The following is a 23,343-nucleotide window of genomic DNA, read 5'->3' as shown; positions in this document are numbered from 1 at the left end:
CTCGATCTTATCTTGTAACTGTATTGCCTGGGCGGCCTAATTTAGCACTCAGCATATTACCATTAGGCGCCCAGCTTACCTTAACGTCCTTGCCAAATATACTCGTGGCGTGGAGTCTGTGACGATGATAACGGATCCACCCTCTCATCGACGCCCAGTTGCGACTGATTGTTGAGCTGATCCGGGCTATTTGATTGCTCCAGGCCGCGGATCTTAGGCTCCAGGCTGATCAAACGATATAGATCTTCTTCACTGCCAAAGAGTTGCAAGGAAAACTCGGCGGTGATCCCCTGCAGCTTAGTCAGAGACACAGACTTAACCGCACTGAGCTGATGCAGGTATTTCTCAATCTCCAGCAGCTGCTGACGGTCGGTGATCTCGACGAACGTCAGCTGAGTGCTGTTCGCCTCGCCGCTATCGGCAATGGCGTAGCGCTCCACATAATATTGACTGATCGCCTCGAAGATCGCCGTTACCGCCGCGTCCATATCGGTAACCTGAGCCGATTGTGTGGTCAAGGGGTTAAACAGCGGCTGCTCGCTATTTACCGGGAAGAGGGACAACTGATAGCTCACCTGGCCATCTGGCTGATTATCCAGCGACACCATGGCAAAGTAGTCACTGCCATAACGCTGACTTGCCTTAGCCACGGTATCGGCAAACATACCACGCACGTCGGTGACGCTGATGGCCATAGAATCATCGAGATCCATCATAGGCAGTAGCATGGGCACGCTGCGCGTCTGCGACATATTGGCGATCAGGCTGCGACTCTCCAGCACAGAGGAGTCGTTGAGTAGCTCACGCTTGCCCTCGTTCTCCTGTGCCAGCCACAACAGCGTCAGTGGGCGCTGCTTACCCCAAACGGGTAGCTGAGCCTGACGCAGTAGGCTGATGATCTTACTGTGGTCGAATGAAGCCTGCAGGAACTGCTCGCCGCCCTGCTCCTGGTAGCCAAACTGACGAATATAAGCGGTTGGTTCGGCAATGGCTTGGGCCACCAAAGGCGCGCTGAGGGCGGCGCGATCGCCGGTATTTTTCAAAACCACCTCTTGCATCGCCTGGCTTAGCGCCTGATTCTTTACCTGCTGGCTGCGATCGACGATCTTAATCGCACTCCTGTCCAGCTCGGTCACCTCGACGGCGGCAACATTAAGACTCGCGGCGCAAAACGTACCGGCGAGCACCACAGAAAAAAGACTCTTAAACATCCGTATCTATATCTATTCACGAATACAATGGCGGCAGTGTAACACATAAGCCTTGACCATGCCTGTCTGCAAACGTCGTCAAATTCGCTTTTTTCAATGGCTTTAACGAGGCAAGCCGGAGAATGTGATCAAGTTAAGTGCAAATATGCTAGCAAGACGTTAACATTGTGCGGTTTAGCCATAAAAAGAGAATAACAATGAAACGTTTAGCAATCCCCCTACAGGGCGCGCAAATGCTGTTTGTCGCCTTTGGCGCCTTAGTATTGATGCCGCTGTTAACCGGGCTCGATACCAACGTCGCCCTCTTTACCGCCGGCATTGGCACCTTGCTCTTCCAGCTGGTGACCAAACGCCAAGTCCCCATCTTCCTCGCCTCCTCCTTCGCCTTCATCGCTCCCATCCTCTACGGTGTACAAACCTGGGGAATTCCCGCGACCATGGGCGGCCTGATGGCTGCAGGATGCGTCTATCTGGTGCTGGCCACCCTAGTGAAATTCAGAGGTGATGCTTTCATCAAGAGACTGCTGCCACCGGTAGTTGTGGGTCCTGTGATTATCGTGATCGGTCTGGGTCTGGCGCCTGTGGCCGTCAACATGGCGCTCGGTAAGAGCGGCGATGGCGGACTGGTTCTGGTCGACCCGGAGCATGCCTTGATTATCTCCCTCGCCTCACTGCTGACCACCATAGCGGTGGCGATCTTTGCCAAGGGTATCGTTAAACTAATGCCAATCTTGGCTGGCATCATAGTGGGTTATGGTCTCAGCCTCTTCTTCGGTGTTGTCGACTTTGCCCCAGTCGCCCAGGCAAGCTGGTTGGCTATGCCTAACTTTGTGGCGCCTGAATTTAACTGGCACGCGATCGCCTTCATGATCCCCGTGGCCATCGCCCCGGCGGTCGAGCATATCGGTGACATACTAGCGATCTCAAACGTCACAGGTAAAGACTATATGAAGAAGCCTGGCCTGCACCGCACCCTGAGCGGTGACGGTATCGCGACCATAGCAGCATCGGCGCTCGGCGGCCCACCAAACACCACCTACTCTGAGGTAACTGGTGCTGTGACGCTAACCAAAGCCTTCAACCCAGCCATCATGACCTGGACCGCCATCACCGCCATTCTGCTGGCCTTTATCGGCAAGCTCGGCGCGCTTATGCAGACCATCCCCGTACCTGTGATGGGCGGCATCATGTGTTTGCTGTTCGGCTCAATCGCCGCCGTCGGCCTGAACTCACTGATCAAGAATCACGTGGATCTCAGCGAGCCAAGAAACCTCTGCATCGTTGGCGTGACTCTGGTCTTTGGTATCGGCGGCATGGCATTTGGTATCGGCTCTTTCAGCCTCACGGGGATCAGCCTTTGCGGTATTGTGGCCATCACCATGAACCTACTGCTGCCCGAGACCCACGCCCGTCAGGAGCAGGAAGTCGCCTAAGGAACTCTGGACAGTCAGCATGCTTGATGCATGGATTTTAGACACAAAAAAGCCCTTCATTTGAAGGGCTTTTTCTTATCGGATAGGAAGGATTAACCTTCAGCTTGGCTCAATTAAGATTAAGCCTCACCCTCTTGATCAGCATATTTGGCAGCGGTATCGGCGATCAGAGTCTGTAGCTCACCCTTCTGATACATCTCGGTCAGGATGTCACAACCACCAATCAGCTCGCCTTCAACCCAAAGCTGTGGGAAGGTTGGCCAGTTCGCGTATTTAGGCAGCTCGGCACGGATATCGGGATGCTGCAAAATATCAACATAGGCAAATTGAGCACCGCAGTTAATCATGATCTGCGCCACTTGCGAAGAAAATCCACAGCTAGGAAGCTTAGGAGACCCTTTCATGTAAACGATGATAGGATTTTCAGCGATTTGCTGTTTGATTTTTTCTACAGTTTCGTTTGTGTCCATCTTCTTTCCTAAATTTTGCAGCAAAGCTACGTCAACAAATTTAGCCTATTGTACGCTAGGTTCACAGATAACGAAAACCTACTTTTTTCAGGGTTATTCACTGAGTTAGGTTATCGATTGAATTAATCTAAAAAATCAAACAAACAATGATTCACATCACAACTTTATCAGGTAGAATGTGCCTCTGTGAGCAAACCTAAAAAGACAATTGAATGTCAATGGAGAAAAAACATGGCTTTTGAATTACCAGCACTGCCTTATGCGAAGAACGCACTCGAGCCCCATATTTCCCAGGAAACCATCGAGTATCACTATGGTAAGCATCACAACACCTATGTAGTGAAACTAAATGGTCTTGTTGAAGGTACTGAACTTGCCGAAAAGAGCCTAGAAGAGATCGTTAAGACTTCTACTGGCGGCATCTTCAACAACGCAGCTCAAATCTGGAACCACACTTTCTACTGGAACTGTCTAGCACCTAACGCTGGCGGCGCGGCAACTGGCGACATCGCCGCAGCTATCGACGCAGCCTTCGGTTCTTTCGATGCATTCAAGGCACAGTTCACCGACGCAGCCGTTAACAACTTCGGTAGCGCTTGGACTTGGTTAGTGAAGAAAGCTGACGGTAGCCTGGCCATCGTTAACACTAGCAACGCTGCTACCCCACTGACTGACGAAGGTGTTACACCACTTCTGACTGTTGACGTTTGGGAGCACGCTTACTACATCGATTACCGTAACGTACGTCCTGACTATATGGCGGCGTTCTGGAACCTGGTTAACTGGGAATTCGTTAACAGCAACTTCGCTGCTTAATCTAATTCAACCGGATTTGAAAAGGAGCCACCCGGCTCCTTTTTTATTGCCAGGCAAAAACCTTATCCCCTTACGCTAACTCAGGCTAGCAACGCATTTCGAGCTACTCGAACGAGTTAAATTCATTGCTAAGTAGCCGATATCGCCCGCACATTACCCACTCAAGAATGCACTTAAATACACACTCAACATCTGTTGAAAATAGTCTCTTAAATTCGATGTCTCATCACCGCTCTTACTCTCCATTCCTCCACAACTAAGCAGCCCCAACGCCATCGAAGCAAACTAGCCTAATCAGGCCACTACAGTTGCAATAATTGCATTTGCAACTGTTTGTCATTGTTTTTATTGTCTTTTTTGATACCCAGATCTCGTTTAGAGACTATTATTAGTAGTAGGTCACTGATTTTCAGTTGTCCCTTAAGACATATCGTTGGCTTTTCAGGGGGTGGAACATGGGCATTTTCGAGCATTATCAACAGCGCTATGAAAAAAAATTAGATGAAGAGTATTCACTGCAAGAGTTTCTGGCTATCTGTAAAGAAGACAGGATAGCCTACGCATCGGCGGCCGAGCGACTGCTTACGGCTATCGGTAAGCCGGAGGTCATAGACACCTCTAAAGATCCGATCCTTAGCCGCATCTTCTCCAACAGGCTTATCTCTCGTTATCCCGCCTTTAAAGATTTTTACGGCATGGAAGATTCTATCGAGCAGATCGTCGCCTACCTCAAACATTCGGCCCAGGGGCTGGAAGAATCTAAGCAGATCCTCTATCTGCTCGGCCCTGTGGGGGGCGGTAAGTCCTCCCTGGCCGAGAAACTCAAATCATTGATGCAGAAAGTGCCCATCTATGTGCTGAGCGCCAATGGCCAACGCAGCCCAGTCAACGACCACCCCTTCTGTCTGTTCAATCCGGAGGAGGATGGGGAGCTGCTTAAGAACGAATACAACATACCCGAGCGCTACCTCAAGACCATAATGTCACCCTGGGCGGTGAAGCGCCTGCATGAGTTTGGCGGCGATATCTCCCAGTTCAAGGTGGTCAAGGTCTTCCCCGCCATCCTGGATCAGATTGGGATAGCTAAGACAGAGCCGGGCGATGAGAACAATCAGGATATCTCATCGCTCGTCGGTAAGGTAGATATCCGTCAGCTGGAGCACTACGCCCAACATGACGCCGATGCCTACTCCTACTCGGGCGCCTTGTGCCGTGCCAACCAAGGCCTGATGGAGTTCGTCGAGATGTTTAAGGCGCCAATCAAGGTGCTGCACCCCTTGCTGACCGCCACCCAGGAGGGTAACTATAACGGCACCGAAGGCCTGTCGGCCCTGCCCTTCAACGGCATCATTCTGGCGCACTCCAACGAGTCGGAATGGACCACATTTAGAAACAACAAGACCAACGAGGCCTTCTTAGATAGGGTCTACATAGTCAAGGTGCCCTATTGCCTCAGGGTGTCAGAAGAGATCCAGATCTACGAGAAACTGCTCACCAACTCAGAGCTGGCTCAGGCGCCATGCGCGCCTTATACCCTAGAGACGTTGGCCCAGTTTAGTGTGCTGTCGCGCATCAAGGCGCCGGAAAACTCTTCCATCTACTCTAAGATGCGGGTCTATGATGGCGAGAGCCTCAAAGATACCGATCCTAAGGCCAAGTCTTATCAGGAGTATCGCGACTATGCCGGTGTGGATGAAGGGATGCAAGGGCTCTCTACCCGCTTCGCCTTTAAGATCCTCTCTAAGGTGTTTAACTTCGATCACAGCGAGATCGCCGCCAACCCTGTGCACCTCTTCTATGTGCTGGAACGCCAGATCGAGCAGGAACAATTCCCTGCCGAGACGGCAGAGCGCTATATGGAGTTCCTAAAAGGCTATCTCACCCCTAAATATATCGAATTCATCGGTAAAGAGATCCAGACCGCCTACCTGGAATCCTATTCGGAATATGGCCAGAACATCTTCGACCGTTATGTCACCTACGCCGACTTCTGGATCCAGGATCAAGAGTACCGCGATCCAGAGACAGGCCAGCTGTTCGATCGCGCCGCCCTCAATGCCGAGCTTGAGAAGATAGAGAAACCTGCGGGGATCAGTAACCCGAAAGACTTCCGCAACGAGATTGTTAACTTCGTGCTGCGCGCCAGGGCCAACAACGAAGGCTCTAACCCGCTGTGGACCAGCTATGAGAAATTGCGTACCGTCATCGAGAAGAAGATGTTCTCCAACACGGAAGATCTGCTGCCGGTTATCTCATTTAATACCAAGACCTCGACAGACGATCAGCGTAAGCACGACGATTTCGTCAATCGCATGATGGAGAAAGGCTACACCAAGAAACAGGTCAGACTCCTGTCTGAGTGGTATTTACGGGTTCGTAAATCATCTTGATACCCGTACACGGGGAGCTTGCTCCCCGCTAGTCTTGGGAGGTGCGCATGGCTAATTTTATCGATAGAAGATTGAATACTAAGGGAAAGAGTACAGTCAATCGTCAACGTTTTATCAACCGCTATAAGCAACAGATCAAGAAGGCGGTCAGTGACGCCGTGACCCGGCGCAGCGTGACCGACATAGATAAAGGCGAGAAGATCAGCATCCCGACCCGGGATATCAGCGAGCCCACCTTTCATCAGGGACAAGGGGGCATGCGCGAGCGGGTGCATCCGGGTAATGATCAATTCTCTCGCGGCGATAAGGTTGAGCGTCCGCCCCAAGGCGGTGGACAAGGCAGCGGTCAGGGGGATGCGTCTAACTCAGGCGAGGGCCAGGACGATTTCGTCTTTCAGATCTCCAAAGATGAATATTTGGAACTGTTGTTTGAAGATCTCGAACTCCCTAACCTGCAGCGCAATCGCCTCAACAAACTAGTGGAGTATCAAACCTATCGCGCCGGTTTTACCAATGATGGCGTGCCGGCCAATATCAACATCATTCGCTCGCTGCGCTCATCCTTGGCACGGCGGATCGCCATGTCCTCCTCGAAGAAGGCGCTGCTGAAAGAACTTAAGACAGAGCTAGAAGCCCTTGAGCAGACACCCGGTTCGGAGGCGGAGAAGATCATCGCCCTGAAGGAGCAGATAGCGGAGCTTGAGGCCAAGATTGCCAAGGTGCCCTTTATCGACACCTTCGATCTCAGGTACAACAATTTCGCTAAGCGCGAAGTGCCCTCGAGCCAGGCAGTGATGTTCTGTCTCATGGATGTGTCTGGCTCTATGGATCAGGCCACCAAAGATATGGCCAAACGCTTCTATATCCTGCTCTATCTATTTCTCACCCGCACCTATAAGAATCTGGAGGTGGTCTACATACGGCACCACACCCAGGCTAAAGAGGTGGATGAGCATGAGTTTTTTTACTCCCAGGAAACCGGCGGCACCATAGTCTCCAGTGCGCTTAAGCTGATGCATGAGATCCAGCGTGAGCGCTATCCAGAGAGCGAGTGGAACATCTATGCGGCCCAGGCATCGGACGGAGACAACTGGGCCGATGACTCCCCCACCTGCCGCCAGATCCTCGAGCGTAAGTTGCTACCTGTGGTGCGTTACTTTAGCTATATCGAGATCACCAACCGCGCCCATCAGACCCTGTGGCGTGAATACGAAGGACTACAGAAGACTCACGACAATATTGCAGTTCAGCACATTAAACAGGCCGAGGACATCTACCCTGTATTTAGAGAACTGTTTAAGAAACAAGCTGTTTAGGGGGCCTTATGAGTTCAAAAAAGAAGCGCACTGTATTAGATGACGGCCCGGACTGGACCTTCGAGCTGTTGGAATCTTATCTCACCGAGATCGAACGGGTGGCGGATCACTACCGTCTGGATACCTATAAGAATCAGATTGAGGTGATCACCGCCGAGCAGATGATGGATGCCTATGCAGGGATAGGCATGCCCATAGGCTATACCCATTGGTCCTTTGGTAAGAAGTTTATCGAAACCGAGCAAGGCTATAAGCGTGGCCAGATGGGGCTGGCCTACGAGATAGTGATCAACTCAGATCCCTGTATCGCCTACCTGATGGAGGAGAATACTATTACCATGCAGGCGCTGGTGATGGCGCACGCCTGTTTCGGCCACAACAGCTTTTTTAAGAGCAACTATCTGTTTAAGACCTGGACCGACGCCAGCTCTATTATCGATTATCTGGTGTTTGCCAAAAACTATGTCAGGGAGTGTGAGGAGCGCTATGGTGAGGAGCAGGTAGAGTTAGTGTTAGACTCTTGCCACGCCCTGATGAACTACGGCGTCGATCGCTACAAGCGCCCCAGCGAAATCTCACTCAAAGAGGAAAAGGTACGCCAGAAAGAGCGTGAGGCCTACCTGCAGAGCCAGGTGAACGATCTTTGGCGTACCATCCCCCTGACGCCAGACACCCAAAAGCAGCAGAGCGCCCCCAATTTTCCCGCCGAGCCCCAGGAGAATATTCTCTACTTCATCGAGAAGAATGCCCCCCTGCTCGAGCCCTGGCAGAGAGAAATAGTGCGGATCGTGCGAAAGATGGGACAGTATTTCTATCCTCAGAGGCAGACCCAGGTGATGAATGAAGGCTGGGCCACCTTTTGGCACTACACGATTCTCAACCACCTCTACGACGAGGGGCTGGTCTCCGACCGCTTCATGATAGAGTTTTTGAAGAACCACACCAATGTGATCGCCCAACCGAGCTATAACAGCCCCTACTATTCAGGCATAAACCCCTATGCTCTGGGCTTTAACATGTTTGTCGACATCCGCCGCATCTGCGAGTCGCCCACCGACGAGGATAAACGTTGGTTTCCCGATATCGCCGGCAGCAACTGGCTCGATACCCTGCACTTCGCCATGGAAAACTTTAAAGACGAGAGCTTTATCAGCCAATATATGTCACCTAACATCATTCGCCAGTTCAAGTTTTTCAGTATCTTAGACGATGACAAGAAAAACTATCTCAGTATTTCGGCGATCCATGACGACCTGGGTTACCAGGAGATCCGCCAGACACTGTCCCAGCAGTACAACCTGTCTAACCTTGAACCTAACATTCAGGTGCAAAGCGTTGCCATCTCTGGCGATCGCTCGTTGACGCTGCGCTACATCCCCATCAATCGCATTCCACTGGATAAGAGCTGCCAGCAGGTGGTCAAACACCTGCACAGGCTCTGGGGCTTCAATGTCACCTTGGAAGAGATTAACGATCAGGGCGAGCCTATAGTGATTGCCAGTTGTCCGGAAAAGCTCTCGGAATCTGATCCTGCTTCTTAGGGGGATAGAAAAAAAAGGAATGGGTAAAGAGGGATACGGGAAATAAGGGCATAAAAAAAGCGCCACTAAGGCGCTTTTTTTATTTCAGATCCGCTATTAAGCGAATTTGAAATCCACGTGCTCGATCATAGGCTTGAACGCGTGACGTTGCATAGCTTGAACACGAACTTTAACTTCTTTACCGTCTAGAACGATAGTGATGTCGCTGTTGTAGAAATCATCGTTAGTTTGGATGTTGATGATTGAACGGTGTTCGAATTCGATAGAAACGGCTTCTTTGCCCGCACCATAGATAACTGCAGGAACTTTACCAGCATGACGTAGGCGGCGGCTCGAACCTTTCCCAATTTCAGTGCGGGTTTGTGCGGTAATTGTGTAAGACATAATTTACTCACTTAAATCAATAGTAATATAGGTGATCATCGCTTTCGACCAACAATGACCTCATTTAAAGCGAGCGAATACTAGCACAGTGATCCGGCTTTAACAAACCTTAAGTGAGTCAAAGCCGGCATTTAGCTTACCAGGTACGGATGGGGCCGGTATCGACGTGCACAAAGCCTGAGCTTGGGTAATAACCAACACCGCCGAGCTTTAGGGAGATCGCCGCATCACGCAGATCTTTAAGATTGACGTCAGGCAGCGCGATATCCATCGCCATCCCCTTCATATGATAACTCTTCTTCGCCACCCCAGAGCTGCGACTGGCCAGCATCTGATTGGTCTTAGGCGAGCGATATCCTGAGATCACATGAAAATCTTCGTCAACCTGTAGGGTCTGCTTCAGCGAAAAAAGCAGATCGAAGAGACGCTTATCCATGGGCGCCGTCTCGTTTTGACGATGATCCCGCAACAGGTGATTAAAATCATTCAAGGTATTTGTTTGATAATCACCATCTATCCAATAGCTTCCCTGCCCCCGTTCTCCTGTATGCCTATTGTAAAACCCTAGGGATCTTACTCCTTGTGTCGAGCGGCTCGCTCGCGCTTTAGACGGCACCATAGAAAACATTGCTACACCACCTAGGCCTAATAACAACTGCCTACGCGCAGGACAAACTATCGTCACATCAACACCACCGTTTACTTTTTAACCAAAACAGCGGACAAATTAACCTTAATTTAGGGGGAGATCAAGTGTTACTTTTTGCCAGAGGCCAGACAAACACTGGGCTAGCGGCTATTTAGCGGCGTGCAAACTCAGACTAATATTTTGATTCTTTTTGTATATGTCATCTCTAAACTGGGCAACATTGTCGCCATCCAGCCAAGAGGTCCAATACACCAGATGGATAGGCAGGCCCGCATCGAAGGCAAACCACTGGGTCTTATCACGCTCGATTTGCATACGTACCCAGGTCTGCTTATCACGCACCAGATGCGAAGCCATCCAGTTGGCTAACTGCTCAACCTTTTCAATCCGAATACAACCCGATGAGAGCGCCCTGTCGCTGCGCTGGAACAACGCCTTATCTGAGGTATCGTGTAGATAGACGCTGTATTCGTTGGGAAAGAAGAACTTATATCGTCCCAGGGTATTTCCAACCCCAGGCTTTTGCACCAGCCGATAGGGAAACTTACCCTTGGCGATGTCGCGCCATTCATCGTCACTCTTGATGACCCGCTCTCCCTGATAGTCAAACACCTCGAAATTGCGACTGCTGATGTAGCTGCCATCCTCTCTCACCTTGGGCAGGAGATCATGAGTCAACAAGCGCCGCGGCACCCGCCAGCTGGGATTAAGCACCAGATTCTTTATCTCGCCACTGATGATAGGCGTCTGGCGATAGGGCTTACCGACGATCACCTTAGACCTGAGCGCCACCTGGTTATCATCCACCAACCACATCTCATAGGCGGGGATATTAATTAGCAGATAACGCTCCCCTATGTCAGCCAGATATTCGGCCCGGCGGATAAAGTTAACCGCCAAGAGTTGAGCACGCTCTCTGGGAGTGCGATTAAGCCAACTCAGGGTTGCGGGGCCTATGATGGCATCTGGCTTAAGGCCATGGCGGGTCTGGAATTTGATCATGGCCGCTTTTAACGTCTCATCGAAATAGAGGCCACTGGTATCCCCCTGGGGATAGTCCCCCAAGGCCTGCAGGCGCACTCTTATTTCGGGAATGATTTGATGACTGTCACCGGGCTTTAGCCAGCCCTGTGGTTCGAGTGGCAACCAGGACTCATGGCGCGCCAACCAAAGAAGATAGCGCACGCGATTACTCAGCATCAGATAATCGGCTACCTGGGGCTCGCTGGCGATCACGCTGGTATAGGGATCGTCAGGCGCTGAAGGAAACTCGCCGGTCGCTATGCCTTGGCGCTGCCAAAACTGAGCGGCGGCCTGGGCTATGGTATAGAGCCTTCCTGGAGAGAGCGCTCTTTCCGCGCTGAGCTGCTCACGATAGCGCTCAAACTCGCTGGAGGCACTGGCAAGGTGGATCACTTCCACCTGATCGAGCAACGCCTGATTTGCCGCAGCGAGACGCTCATCGGCAACACCTAAGCATGACCAACACAGCAGAAGCAATATGAAAATGCGTCTCAAAGCCATAAAAACCTCCTTGGATAATTATGGCTCATAGTTGACAGGCCAACCTAGGCGACTAAAGACGGATTTTTTATAAGCTAATGCCCGGTCCTAACAAACCAAGCATGTTGAAAAAGAAGGCTAGGACCCGTGTTAGCTGAGGGTCGAACGTGTGATTAAGGTTTTGCCCGTGCCCGGATAGTACCTTAACTGCCAGTTTTCACTGCCTTTTGCTCTGTTGTCGCGAATATAGTTAAAGTAACAATAGGTGTTGCTATTACTGATCTCGCCACCAGAGTACCAGTAGATGATATCGTTACTGCCACCAAACGACGCATTATCATGTGGCGCCAGCTGGTAGTCGTTATTATCTAACAAGCCTTCCCAAAGTTGACGACAAAACTCCCCTTGCAGCAGGGTACCATTGTTTCCACTTGTCTGGGTTGTCTGCCCCAGCGGGTAGCCTGTGGTGGTCGAATCGATAGTACCATCACCAAAGCAGGCAAGGTCCACCACATGACCACTCGCCCCTGCAGCCGCCCAGCAGCTGTGATAGAGGGACACACCCGAGTTAAAGGCGGCAAACGCTCCCTTCGCCGCGCTGTCGTGGGCATCCTGGCCGACAGAGATAAACCTTGGCAAGGCAACCACGGCCAGTATCGCCAACACAACAATCACCACCACTAACTCAATCAGGGTAAATCCGCTTACTCTACGCATCTGAATTCAAGACCTTAATAAGCAATACATTAAAACAATGCAGTAAAACGACTCTTCCATTAATTGTATTACGCCTTTAGCAAAACCCCAGCAGGCAAAAGTGCAAAATGCGATAGGCACATGATTTTTAATAATTAAATAGAGATTTTTAGTGAACAAACAAAAAGGCCCCAACTTGCGTTGAGGCCTTTTTGTCATCAATTGATGGTACCCGAGGCCGGACTTGAACCGGCACGCTGTTACCAGCGAGGGATTTTAAATCCCTTGTGTCTACCAATTCCACCACTCGGGCAAAGTGTGTTTTACCGCATATTTGCATTAAAACATAAAGTGGAGGCGCGACCCGGAGTCGAACCGAGATCGACGGATTTGCAATCCGCAGCATAGCCATTCTGCCATCGCGCCTTAGGTTAAGATTGGAGCGACATATCGGGTTCGAACCGATGACCTATACCTTGGCAAGGTATCGCTCTACCAACTGAGCTAATGTCGCTTACTTCATCTTATTTCCGCGTCAGAGTCTTAACACGCTTTCCCCTGACCGCGGATTGGCATTCTACCTATTTACCCTCAAGTGTCAACGCCCTATTTCACCTTAATGCACTGTTTGGACACTAAGTGATCGCATTGCATTTTAATTGTTCGATTCGTCTGTGAGATCCGCCCAGGCCGCCATAATGTAGCTCACCATGGACCAAAACGTCAGGATAGCCGCCACGTAAAACAGTGCCATCGCCGTGTAAGTTAGAAACTCGTTAGGCTTCCAGATAAGGCCTATGATGGCCACCATCTGCGCCGCTGTCTTATATTTGCCTATCCAAGACACGGCAACCGCGCCACGCTTGCCGATCTCGGCCATCCATTCACGCAGCGCTGAGATCACTATCTCACGGCCAATCATAAACAGCGCCGGCAGGGTCAGCCAGATACTCTTATATTCTGCCACCAAGAGCACCAACGCCGTGGTCACCATGATCTTGTCGGCAACAGGATCTAAGAATGCGCCGAAACGGGTCGATTGCTGTAATTTTCGCGCCGCGTAGCCATCTAATGCGTCGGTCACCGCCGCCAGCCAGAATACGAAGGCTGCCGCAAAGGGTGACCAAGTGTAAGGCACATAAAAAAGCACTACAAAAACAGGTAGTAATATTAATCTAAAAAATGTGAGAGCTATCGGTACATTAAACGGCATGTGAAAACCAATTATCTAAAAGCAGCGCCAATCTTGCCTTAATTTTCTCACCCTCGCAACGCATCATGTATTGTTTGTGCCATTTCTAGGCTAATGCCCGGCACTTTAGACAATTGCGCTACGCTGGCCCCCTTAACCTGCTGTAAACCACCTAAGTATTGCAACAACGCTTTACGACGCTTAGGCCCCACCCCTGGGATAGACTCGAGCGACGAGGTATTACGGGTCTTCTGACGTTTGTTACGGTGGCCGGTTATCGCGAAACGGTGTGACTCGTCGCGAATATGTTGGATCAGATGCAGCGCGCCGGAATCTGCCGGTAAGCTAAAAGCCACCTCGTTCTCGCCATAGATGAGAGTCTCCAGTCCGGGCTTGCGCCCCTCCCCCTTTGCCACACCGATGAGCGTCGGCGCCACATCCAGGTGAGCAAACTTTTCATTTACCACCTTCTGGGCGATCCTCAGCTGTCCCATGCCGCCATCGATAAAGAGGATGTCGGGGATCTTGCCGTCTGCCTCTATCTTATCGAAGCGCCTACCGATCGCCTGTTTCATCGCCGCGTAGTCGTCCCCCGGGGTGATCCCTGAAATATTATAGCGGCGATATTCACCCTTGCTCGGCCCTTCGCGATTAAACACCACACAGGAGGCAACAGTGCTCTCCCCCATGGTATGGCTGATATCGAAACATTCCATGCGATTGATCGCCTGACTCTGCTCCAGCGCCTCTTCCAGCAGTAAGAAACGCTCCTCGACGGTATTCTGGTGGGACAGACGGGTCTCTACCGCATTCTTGGCGTTAGCATCGGCGATACGCAGGAAACTCGCGCGTTCGCTACGGACCTTGGTCTTGATCTGCAGGCGTCTATTGGAGGCTTGAGCGATCGCCTCCTCCAGCTCATGAATATCTTCAAACTCGTGGCTAACCACTATCTCTCTCGGCAGGGTGCGCTGGCTGTCGACATTCAGATAAAACTGCAACATGAAGGCACGCAGCACCTCGCTGACCTCGGTCTCGTCCGGCACGCTAGGATAATAACTGCGACTGCCGAAGATCTTACCGTTACGAATAAACAGCAGATGGAAACAGGCGATGCCAGAGGCGTAGTAAGCGCCAATCACATCCATGTCGCCAGAGTCGCTGGACACCTCCTGTTGCTCGGCGACGCGGCGAAGCGCACTGATCTGGTCACGATAGCGGGCGGCATCCTCATAATTGAGGTCCATAGCTGCCTGCTCCATCTTGGCCACCAAGGTGGCGATCACCTGTTGATCCTTGCCCCGCAGAAACAGGCTCGCCAGCTTTACCTGTTCGGCATAATCTTCATCGCTTATCTTACCCACACAGGGGGCGCTGCAGCGGGCGATCTGATACTGCAAACAGGGGCGGGAGCGCGCCTTATAGTAAAGATCGTCACACTGACGGATAGGAAACAGCTTCTGCATCAGATGCAGGCTTTCACGCACCGCGCCGCCATTGGGATAGGGACCAAAATAGTGCCCCTTCTCCCGCTGTGGCCCGCGGTGATAGGCAAGCCTTGGATGACGATGGCCACTCAAAAATATATAGGGATAAGACTTATCGTCTCGAAGCAGTACATTGTATCTGGGCATGTACTGCTTGATGTAATCGTTTTCCAGGATCAGCGCGTCGGTCTCGCTGGGGGTCAGGGTCACATCGATATTGGCGATGTGAGACACCAATGCCTGAGTCTTTACATTGGGCAGATTACGTCTGAAATAGGAGCTGAGGCGCTTCTTGAGATCTTTGGCCTTGCCCACATAGATAACGACCCCCTGTGCATCGTACATGCGATAAACGCCGGCAGAGGAGGAAACGGTTTTTAAAAACTGGGTCGCATTAAAGCTATCTGTCACATCGAGGCCATAAAAGTCACGCGGGTTAACACTAGAACTGGCCGGTATCTAACATCTTGTAGCGGATCGCCAATCGGGTCAGCTCGACATCGCCGCTAATCCCAAGCTTGGCAAACAAGCGATAACGATAGCTGTTGACCGTCTTGGGGCTCAGGTTGAGCTGCTCAGAGATATCGCTGACCCGCTCGCCATTGGTGATCATCATCATGATCTGCAATTCGCGCTCAGACAAGGACTTAAACGGATTTTCTTCCGACTGGTTGAACTGACTCAGGGCCATCTGCTGAGCAATCTCCGGCGACAGATAACGCTGGCCGTGTGCCACCTGACGAATTGCCTGTATCACCTCGGGCGGCGTCGCTCCCTTGGTCAGATAACCTGAGGCGCCCGCCTGCATCACCTTGGTCGGGAAAGGATCTTCGGTATGTATGGTTAAGACGATGATCTTGGCGTGGGACTGATAGCGCAGGATCTTACGGGTCGCCTCGAGTCCGCCAATGCCAGGCATATTCATGTCCATCAGGATCACGTCAGCCTCGTTATTACGGCACCACTGCACGGCAGATTCGCCATCCCCTGCTTCGCCGACAACCTTGATACCGCGCTCATCCTCGAGGATGCGGCGGATTCCTGTTCTGACTAACTCATGGTCATCAACTAAAAATACAGAAATCAACTTCAATCTACCCTTCAGCTAATACTCGGCCCACATAGACGGCATGTCGGCAACAGATTGTAATTTATCCCAAATGGGGTTAAGAAGAAAGCGGAAATTAAGTGCAACTAAGCTTATGAATTATAAGTGAACTATTTTTATCCGCCAGGAAGCTTATGGCGCAATTATAGCACTCAAGCTTAAGTCCTAGCTGCCCTTCATACTAAAGCACTATCATCTGCAAACGAAAAAGGATGCCGAGGCATCCTTTTTATCGAGTGTGTATCGCCTTAACCCAAGGACTCGGGCACGCAGACCCAGCCGTGCATCAGCACGCGCGCGCTGCGGCTCATGCTGACTTTTTCGACCTGCCAGCGTCCATCTTGCTCGCTTGCCTTGGCGCCCACCTTGAGGGTGCCAGAGGGATGACCAAAACGCACGCTCTCACGGGCCTGCCCGCCGGCCGCCTGATTGACTAAGGTGCCGGGAATCGATGCCGCCGTGCCTATGGCTACCGCCGCTGTTCCCATCATGGCATGATGCAGCTTACCCATAGACAGCGCCCGCACATGCAGGTCTATCTCATCGGCTGCGATCTGCTTGCCGCTAGAAGAGGTATAGGCCTTAGCCGGCGCCACAAACGCAATCTTGGGCGTGTGTTGACGACCAGCGGCCTCATCGAGAGACTGAATCAGCCCCATCTGCAAGGCGCCGTGGGCGCGAATAGTTTCAAAGCGCTCAAGCGCCGCGGCATCGCCGTTAATCGCCTCTTGCAGCTCAGTCCCCTCGTAGCCCAGCTGCTCCGCCTTGAGGAAGATAGTAGGGATACCGGCATTGATAAAGGTGGCATCGAAGACAGGCTCGCCCGGCACCTCCAGCTTGTCGACCAGATTACCCGTTGGGAACATATCACCCTCGCCATCGGCGGGGTCGACAAACTCCACCAACACCTCTGCCGCCGGGAAGGTCACGCCGTCGAGCTCGAAATCCCCCAGCTCCTGCACCTCACCATCCACCATAGGCACATGGGCGATGATGGTCTTGTTGATATTGGCCTGCCAGATCTTCACCACGGCTATGCCGTTGTCTGGGATCTTAGCGCTATCCACCAAGCCTTGGGTGATGGCAAAGGCGCCCACCGCCGCGGTCAGGTTACCGCAGTTACCGCTCCAATCGACGAAAGGCTTGTCTATGGCCACCTGACCGAAGAGGTAATCCACGTCATGATCATCGCGTTGACTCTTATCCAGAATCACCGTCTTACTGGTGCTGGATGTAGCCCCGCCCATGCCATCTGTCTGCTTGCCGTAAGGATCTGGACTGCCGATCACCCGAAGCAATAAGGCATCTCGGGCCGGACCCGGCTGCTGGGCATTTAAAGGCAGATCCTTTAACGCAAAAAAGACACCCTTGCTGGTGCCGCCGCGCATATAGGTTGCCGGAATTTTCATCTGTTTCATTGGCTTATCCTTTAAGAAGCGGGCAAGGCATAATCGCCCTACCCGCTATTGACTGCCCTTAGGCGTTCGCTTCGAGGAAGTCCTGCGCGAAGCGCTGCAACACACCGCCTGCCTGATAGACAAGTACCTCATCGGCGGTATCCAGACGACAGGTCACAGGCACCTCGACACGCTCACCGTTTTGACGAGTTATCACTACAGTCAGATCCGCTCTCGGCGTGGGCTCACCGATCACATCGAAGGTCTCGCTGCCATCGATACCATAGGTGTGGCGGTTTTCACCGGCCTTGAACTCCAGCGGTAGTACACCCATACCGACCAGGTTGGTACGGTGAATACGCTCGAAGCCTTCGGCGACAATCGCCTCAACCCCAGCCAGTCTCACCCCTTTGGCCGCCCAGTCACGGGACGATCCCTGACCATAGTCGGCGCCGGCGATGATGATCAGCGGCTGCTTGCGATCCATATAGGTCTCGATCGCCTCCCACATACGCATCACCTCACCTTCTGGCTCTAGGCGAGTCAGTGAGCCTTGCTTAACTTCACCGTCCACCAACGCCATCTCGTTGATCAGCTTAGGGTTGGCAAAGGTCGCGCGCTGGGCAGTAAGATGGTCGCCCCGATGGGTCGCGTATGAGTTAAAGTCCACCTCTGGCAGGCCCATCTTCGCCAGGTATTCGCCGGCGGCGCTGCTCGCCAAGATGGCGTTTGAAGGCGAGAGGTGATCTGTGGTGATGTTATCCCCAAGTACCGCCAGCGGCCGCATGCCCTTCAGGGTACGCTCACCGGCAAGCGCGCCTTCCCAGTAGGGAGGACGACGGATATAGGTACTCTGTGGACGCCAATCATACAGAGGGTTCACATCCTCTCCATAGTCCACCGCCAGGTCGAACATAGGGGTGTAGATATCCCTAAACTGCTGCGGCTTAACGCTCGCCTTGACGATGGCATCGATCTCTTCATCGCTCGGCCAGATATCCTTGAGGCGAATCGGCCCGCCCTTGTCATCATGACCTAAGATATCTTTCTCGATATCGAATCTGATGGTACCAGCGATAGCATAGGCCACCACCAGCGGCGGCGAGGCCAGAAACGCCTGCTTGGCATAGGGGTGGATACGACCGTCGAAATTACGGTTGCCCGACAATACGGCGGTAGCATACAAGTCTCTGTCGATCACCTCTTGCTGGATCACAGGGTCAAGTGCCCCACTCATGCCGTTACAAGTCGTGCAGGCAAAGCCTACGATACCAAAGCCCAGTTGCTCCAGCTCAGGCAGAAGCCCCGCATCTTTCAGGTAAAGCTCGGCCACCTTAGAGCCAGGCGCGAAAGAGGTTTTCACCCAGGGCTTACGCACTAAGCCAAGCTCATTGGCCTTCTTGGCGAGCAAGCCCGCGGCGATCACGTTTCTTGGGTTACTTGTGTTGGTACAGCTGGTGATGGCGGCGATGATCACTGCGCCATCTGGCATCAGCTTCTCATCCTGCTCGACCACACCGGCGATGCCTTGACTGGCGAGCTCGCTGGTTGCCACGCGGCGATGCGGGTTAGAAGGACCGGCGATATTACGCACGACGCTCGAGAGATCGAAGGTCAGTACCCTTTCATACTCAGCATCTTTCAGGCTGTCGGCCCACAGACCCGTGGTCTTGGCATAGTTTTCCACCAGCTTGACCTGCTCGCTATCACGACCCGTGATGGTGAGATAGTCGATGGTCTGCTGGTCGATATAGAACATACCCGCCGAGGCGCCAAATTCAGGGGTCATGTTGGAGATGGTGGCGCGATCCCCAAGGGTGAGATCCGCGGCGCCTTCACCGAAGAACTCAAGATAAGCTGAAACCACTTTCTCTTGACGTAAAAACTCGGTCAGAGCCAGCACGATGTCCGTGGCCGTGATGCCTCTCTGACGCTTACCCGTCAGCTCGACACCGACGATATCCGGCAGACGCATGTAGGATGGGCGACCCAGCATGACGTTCTCGGCTTCCAGACCGCCAACACCTATGGCGATAACGCCCAACGCATCCACGTGAGGCGTATGGCTGTCGGTACCCACCAGCGTATCGGGGAAGGCCACACCATCACGGGCCTGGATCACCGGCGACATCTTCTCCAGGTTGATCTGGTGCATAATGCCGTTGCCGGGCTGGATCACATCGACATTCTTAAAGGCCGTCTTGGTCCAGTTGATGAAATGGAATCTGTCTTCGTTGCGGCGATCTTCAATCGCGCGGTTCTTCTCGAAGGCATCTTTTTCAAAGCCCGCATGTTCAACCGCCAGCGAGTGATCCACGATCAGCTGAGTCGGCACCACAGGGTTAACCTTTGAAGGATCCCCGCCCTTCTCGGCGATGGCATCACGCAGACCAGCCAAATCAACCAGTGCCGTCTGGCCGAGAATATCGTGGCACACGACGCGCGCCGGATACCAGGGGAAGTCGAGATCGCGCTTACGATCGATGAGCTGACTCAGGGCGTCGTTAAGCAGTTCGGGCTCGCAGCGTCTTACCAGGTTTTCTGCCAGCACCTTAGCGGTATAGGGCAGTTTGTCATAGGCGCCTGCGCTTAAGGCCTCGACGGCGGCGCGGGTATCAAAGTAATCGAGCGCGCTGCCGGGAAGCGGTTTACGATGTAGAGAGTTCATAAAATCATCCAAACGATTTAAGAGTTGAAGCAAGCAAACCAAAACAGCCCCTGAGCCTTGAAAGGCAGAGGGGCTGGTATCTAGGCTTATCTTTCGCTGATTGGCACCACTTTACGCGGCGCAGAGCCGATATAGTCCGCACTCGGTCTGATGATGCGGTTGTTGGCGCGCTGCTCCATCACGTGGGCCGCCCAGCCGGTCAGGCGCGAGCAGACGAAGATAGGGGTGAACAACTTAGTTGGGATCCCCATGAAGTGATAGGCTGACGCATGGAAGAAGTCGGCGTTACAGAACAGCTTCTTGGTGTCCCACATATACTCTTCACAGGCGACTGAGATATCGTAGAGTGAGGTGTCGCCAAACTCTTTAGCCAGCTTCTCAGACCAGGCCTTGATGATCACGTTGCGCGGATCCGACTCACGGTAGATGGCGTGACCAAAGCCCATGATCTTCTCTTTACGCTCCAACATGCCAGCCATTTGCACCTTGGCATCTTCTGGCGAGCTGAACTTTTGGATCATCTCCATCGCCGCCTCGTTGGCGCCGCCATGTAGCGGGCCGCGCAGCGAACCGATAGCGCCTGTGATGCAAGAGAACATGTCAGATAGGGTCGAGGCACAGACGCGCGCGGTGAAGGTCGATGCGTTGAATTCGTGCTCTGCATAGAGGATCAGCGACACATCCATCACGCGGCGATGTTGATCCGAAGGCGTCTTGCCGTTCAGCAACTTAAGGAAGTGACCTCCTAGCGAGTCTTCGTCGGTCACACAATCAATCTCGACGCCGTCATGGCTGAAACGGTACCAGTAGCACATGATGGCAGGGAACGCCGCTAGCAGACGGTTAGCCGCCTTGTTTTGCTGGCTGAAATCTGTCTCTGGCTCAAGGTTACCCAAGAAAGAGCAGCCGGTACGCATCACATCCATAGGATGGGCATCAGCAGGGATGCGCTGCAACACCTCTTTGAGGGTCTGTGGCAGGTCGCGCATAGACATCAGCTCGCTCTTGTAGGCATCCAGCTGCGCCGCATTTGGCAACTCGCCATTAAATAGCAGGTAAGCAACCTCTTCGAAGGTGGCATTATCCGCAAGATCCGACACATCATAGCCACAATAGGTTAAACCTGAGCCTGATTTGCCAACTGTACATAACGCCGTTTCGCCAGCACTCTGTCCACGTAGTCCGGCGCCGCCTAATTTTTTATCTACCATAACGTCTTCCTATTATATTTTTGTCTATCCCTAGTACTGCATCATCTAGGTTGTAGGGGGTATGCTGTCAATCTGGCCCGCCCTTGGCGAGCCAGGCTGTGTTACTTGTTCTTACCTTCGGCAAACAGGCTGTCGAGCTTCTGCTCGTAGGCGTGATAACCAAGATAGTCATAAAGCTCCATGCGGGTCTGCATGGTATCGAGTACCGCCTTCTGGTCGCCGTCACGCAGAATGGTCTGATATACATTCTCTGCCGCCTTGTTCATGGCTCTGAAGGCGCTCAATGGATAGAGCACCATGGCCGAGCCCCACTGACCCAGCTGCTCACGGTTCCACAGCTCTGTCTGACCAAACTCTGTGATGTTGGCCAGAATAGGCACATCTAGAGCTTCGGCGAATGCACGATAATGCTCTTCAGTTTTTACCGCCTCGGCGAAGATGCCGTCGGCACCAGCAGCCACATAGGCCTTGGCACGTTCGATGGCTGCTTCCAATCCTTCCTGAGCGAAGGCATCGGTACGGGCCATGATGAAGAAATCGGGATCCGTGCGCGCATCAACCGCCGCCTTGATTCGATCCACCATCTCCTCAACCGAGACGATCTCCTTGTTAGGACGGTGACCACAACGCTTCTGAGCGACCTGGTCTTCCATGTGCACGGCTGCGGCGCCCGCCTTCTCCATATCTTTTATGGTCTTGGCGATGTTAAATGCCCCGCCCCAACCTGTATCTATATCCACCAGCAGTGGCAGATCACAGGCAGAGGTGATGCGCTGCACGTCGACGATCACATCGTTTAGCGAGGTCATCCCCAGATCCGGCAGACCATAAGAGGCGTTGGCTACCCCGCCACCTGAGAGATAGATCGCCTTGTGACCGATCTGCTTGGCCATCATGGCCGTGTAGGCGTTAATGGTTCCGACGATCTGCAATGGCTTGTTGTCGGCCAAGGCCTGACGGAATTTCTTTCCTGCGCTCATGCTCGCTTCCTCTTATGACTGAATTGATGAGAGTTTGTTTCTGATGTTGTTTCTTGAATAGGTGATATGTCTGCGCATTAGCATCTCGGCCAGCTCCTGATCGCGATTGGCGATCGCCTGCACTATATGCCTGTGTTCGTCATAGGCTGTGGTGACTCTAGGCCCCGCCATGCCAAGCTGAACGCGGTACATACGCACCAGATGATAGATGCCGTCGAACAACATAGAGATAAGGTGCTTATTCTTGCTGCCCAATATGATGCGGTAATGAAAGTCCACATCGCCGGCCTCTTGGTAATAGGATTCACCCTGTTTGACGTCTTGAAAATGGCTGACCAGCAGGGCTTCGAGCTCCGCTACCTCTTCATCGCTCATGTTCTTCGCCGCCAGTCGCGCGGCCATACCTTCGAGAGACTCGCGGATCTCATACAGGGCCAGCAGCCCCTCTTCACTGAGCGCCACCACTCTAGCGCCCACGTTGGCCCGACGCTCGACGATATGACAAGACTCGAGACGATTGATCGCCTCGCGGATCACGGCGCGGCTGACACCATAAGTTGTCGACAATTCTGTCTCACTTAACTTAGCACCCGCAGCAATTACCCCTTCGACAATGTCTTGCCTGAGTTGATAAAAGGTTTTATCTGCCGTTGTCACGGGGGTTTGGCTGTATTGGGTCATGATGAATGTGATCGCCGTCAAACAATTAGTTGTCGACAATATAGCCGCCAAATTCACCTTTCTCAAGCCAAACACCTAAAATTGTCGACAAAAAGGCTTGTTTTTCGACTAAAGTCGTAACGAATTCGATACAAAGCAGGACAGAGAACGACCCGACACCAGGTCATTAAACCGTCATCTAGATTTAAACAGTGCAAGCTAATCGACCCG

19 protein-coding genes and 3 tRNA genes are annotated in these 23,343 nt (G+C 52.5%); 5 read left to right on the top strand and 17 right to left on the bottom strand.

The window, feature by feature from the left end:
- Positions 1 to 80: 80 nt before the first annotated feature.
- Positions 81 to 1,211 carry a DUF2066 domain-containing protein gene (locus tag K0I31_RS09490; protein WP_220080642.1) on the bottom strand — a complete coding sequence of 377 codons (1,131 nt, stop codon included), beginning with the start codon at positions 1,209 to 1,211 and terminating at the stop codon, positions 81 to 83.
- Positions 1,212 to 1,408: 197 nt separating this feature from the next.
- Between K0I31_RS09490 and K0I31_RS09485 the strand changes: the two genes are divergently transcribed.
- Positions 1,409 to 2,644, top strand: a complete 1,236-nt coding sequence (locus tag K0I31_RS09485; RefSeq protein ID WP_011865634.1) for a uracil-xanthine permease family protein — start codon at positions 1,409 to 1,411, stop codon at positions 2,642 to 2,644.
- Between the two features lie 119 nt (positions 2,645 to 2,763).
- Here K0I31_RS09485 and K0I31_RS09480 read toward each other — a convergent pair whose 3' ends face one another.
- A complete protein-coding gene (locus K0I31_RS09480; RefSeq protein WP_011865633.1) occupies positions 2,764 to 3,114 on the bottom strand; it encodes a Grx4 family monothiol glutaredoxin in 351 nt (116 codons plus the stop codon).
- A gap of 231 nt (positions 3,115 to 3,345) precedes the next feature.
- Between K0I31_RS09480 and sodB the strand changes: the two genes are divergently transcribed.
- The 4 genes from sodB to K0I31_RS09460 all read left to right on the top strand — a co-directional run bounded on the left by sodB (position 3,346) and on the right by K0I31_RS09460 (position 9,177).
- Positions 3,346 to 3,930 carry a superoxide dismutase [Fe] gene (sodB, locus tag K0I31_RS09475; RefSeq protein WP_011865632.1) on the top strand — a complete coding sequence of 195 codons (585 nt, stop codon included), beginning with the start codon at positions 3,346 to 3,348 and terminating at the stop codon, positions 3,928 to 3,930.
- Between the two features lie 455 nt (positions 3,931 to 4,385).
- Positions 4,386 to 6,320 carry a PrkA family serine protein kinase gene (locus K0I31_RS09470; RefSeq protein WP_144199093.1) on the top strand — a complete coding sequence of 645 codons (1,935 nt, stop codon included), beginning with the start codon at positions 4,386 to 4,388 and terminating at the stop codon, positions 6,318 to 6,320.
- Between the two features lie 47 nt (positions 6,321 to 6,367).
- Positions 6,368 to 7,636 (top strand): YeaH/YhbH family protein, encoded by a 1,269-nt coding sequence (locus K0I31_RS09465; protein WP_220080641.1) that lies wholly within the window; start codon positions 6,368 to 6,370, stop codon positions 7,634 to 7,636.
- A gap of 8 nt (positions 7,637 to 7,644) precedes the next feature.
- Positions 7,645 to 9,177 (top strand): SpoVR family protein, encoded by a 1,533-nt coding sequence (locus K0I31_RS09460; protein ID WP_220080640.1) that lies wholly within the window; start codon positions 7,645 to 7,647, stop codon positions 9,175 to 9,177.
- 96 nt (positions 9,178 to 9,273) lie between these two features.
- Here K0I31_RS09460 and rplY read toward each other — a convergent pair whose 3' ends face one another.
- From rplY to K0I31_RS09385, 15 genes are all read right to left on the bottom strand, one after another.
- Positions 9,274 to 9,561, bottom strand: coding sequence for a 50S ribosomal protein L25 (rplY, locus tag K0I31_RS09455; protein ID WP_011865628.1), 288 nt, complete (start codon positions 9,559 to 9,561; stop codon positions 9,274 to 9,276).
- 136 nt (positions 9,562 to 9,697) lie between these two features.
- Positions 9,698 to 10,246, bottom strand: a complete 549-nt coding sequence (mepK, locus tag K0I31_RS09450) for a peptidoglycan L,D-endopeptidase MepK (RefSeq protein WP_220045070.1) — start codon at positions 10,244 to 10,246, stop codon at positions 9,698 to 9,700.
- Positions 10,247 to 10,357: 111 nt separating this feature from the next.
- Positions 10,358 to 11,734: a L,D-transpeptidase family protein gene (locus K0I31_RS09445; RefSeq protein ID WP_220080639.1), complete on the bottom strand. Its 1,377-nt coding sequence runs from the start codon at positions 11,732 to 11,734 to the stop codon at positions 10,358 to 10,360.
- A gap of 129 nt (positions 11,735 to 11,863) precedes the next feature.
- Positions 11,864 to 12,430, bottom strand: a complete 567-nt coding sequence (locus K0I31_RS09440) for a prepilin-type N-terminal cleavage/methylation domain-containing protein (protein WP_220080638.1) — start codon at positions 12,428 to 12,430, stop codon at positions 11,864 to 11,866.
- A 205-nt stretch (positions 12,431 to 12,635) separates the two neighbouring features.
- Positions 12,636 to 12,722: transfer RNA gene (locus K0I31_RS09435), tRNA-Leu, on the bottom strand.
- A gap of 39 nt (positions 12,723 to 12,761) precedes the next feature.
- Positions 12,762 to 12,835 (bottom strand) — tRNA-Cys (locus tag K0I31_RS09430).
- Between the two features lie 12 nt (positions 12,836 to 12,847).
- Positions 12,848 to 12,923 (bottom strand) — tRNA-Gly (locus tag K0I31_RS09425).
- Between the two features lie 141 nt (positions 12,924 to 13,064).
- Positions 13,065 to 13,622, bottom strand: a complete 558-nt coding sequence (gene pgsA / locus K0I31_RS09420; protein WP_011865624.1) for a CDP-diacylglycerol--glycerol-3-phosphate 3-phosphatidyltransferase — start codon at positions 13,620 to 13,622, stop codon at positions 13,065 to 13,067.
- 47 nt (positions 13,623 to 13,669) lie between these two features.
- A complete protein-coding gene (gene uvrC / locus K0I31_RS09415) occupies positions 13,670 to 15,499 on the bottom strand; it encodes an excinuclease ABC subunit UvrC (RefSeq protein WP_220080637.1) in 1,830 nt (609 codons plus the stop codon).
- A 31-nt stretch (positions 15,500 to 15,530) separates the two neighbouring features.
- Positions 15,531 to 16,175, bottom strand: a complete 645-nt coding sequence (uvrY, locus tag K0I31_RS09410) for a UvrY/SirA/GacA family response regulator transcription factor (RefSeq protein WP_220045265.1) — start codon at positions 16,173 to 16,175, stop codon at positions 15,531 to 15,533.
- 269 nt (positions 16,176 to 16,444) lie between these two features.
- Positions 16,445 to 17,614, bottom strand: coding sequence for a 2-methylaconitate cis-trans isomerase PrpF (gene prpF / locus K0I31_RS09405; protein ID WP_220080636.1), 1,170 nt, complete (start codon positions 17,612 to 17,614; stop codon positions 16,445 to 16,447).
- Between the two features lie 58 nt (positions 17,615 to 17,672).
- Positions 17,673 to 20,261, bottom strand: a complete 2,589-nt coding sequence (gene acnD, locus K0I31_RS09400; RefSeq protein WP_220080635.1) for a Fe/S-dependent 2-methylisocitrate dehydratase AcnD — start codon at positions 20,259 to 20,261, stop codon at positions 17,673 to 17,675.
- 86 nt (positions 20,262 to 20,347) lie between these two features.
- Entirely contained in the window at positions 20,348 to 21,472 is a 1,125-nt protein-coding gene (prpC, locus tag K0I31_RS09395) for a bifunctional 2-methylcitrate synthase/citrate synthase (RefSeq protein WP_011865619.1), read from the bottom strand.
- 101 nt (positions 21,473 to 21,573) lie between these two features.
- On the bottom strand, positions 21,574 to 22,452 hold the full coding sequence (prpB, locus tag K0I31_RS09390) for a methylisocitrate lyase (RefSeq protein ID WP_220080634.1): 879 nt from the start codon (positions 22,450 to 22,452) through the stop codon (positions 21,574 to 21,576).
- 12 nt (positions 22,453 to 22,464) lie between these two features.
- Positions 22,465 to 23,133: a GntR family transcriptional regulator gene (locus tag K0I31_RS09385; RefSeq protein WP_220080816.1), complete on the bottom strand. Its 669-nt coding sequence runs from the start codon at positions 23,131 to 23,133 to the stop codon at positions 22,465 to 22,467.
- Positions 23,134 to 23,343 lie beyond the last annotated feature (210 nt).

The organism is Shewanella spartinae, from assembly GCF_019457555.1.
Classification (GTDB): Bacteria; Pseudomonadota; Gammaproteobacteria; order Enterobacterales; family Shewanellaceae; genus Shewanella; species Shewanella loihica.
This window is presented reverse-complemented; position numbering and strand designations above follow the sequence as displayed.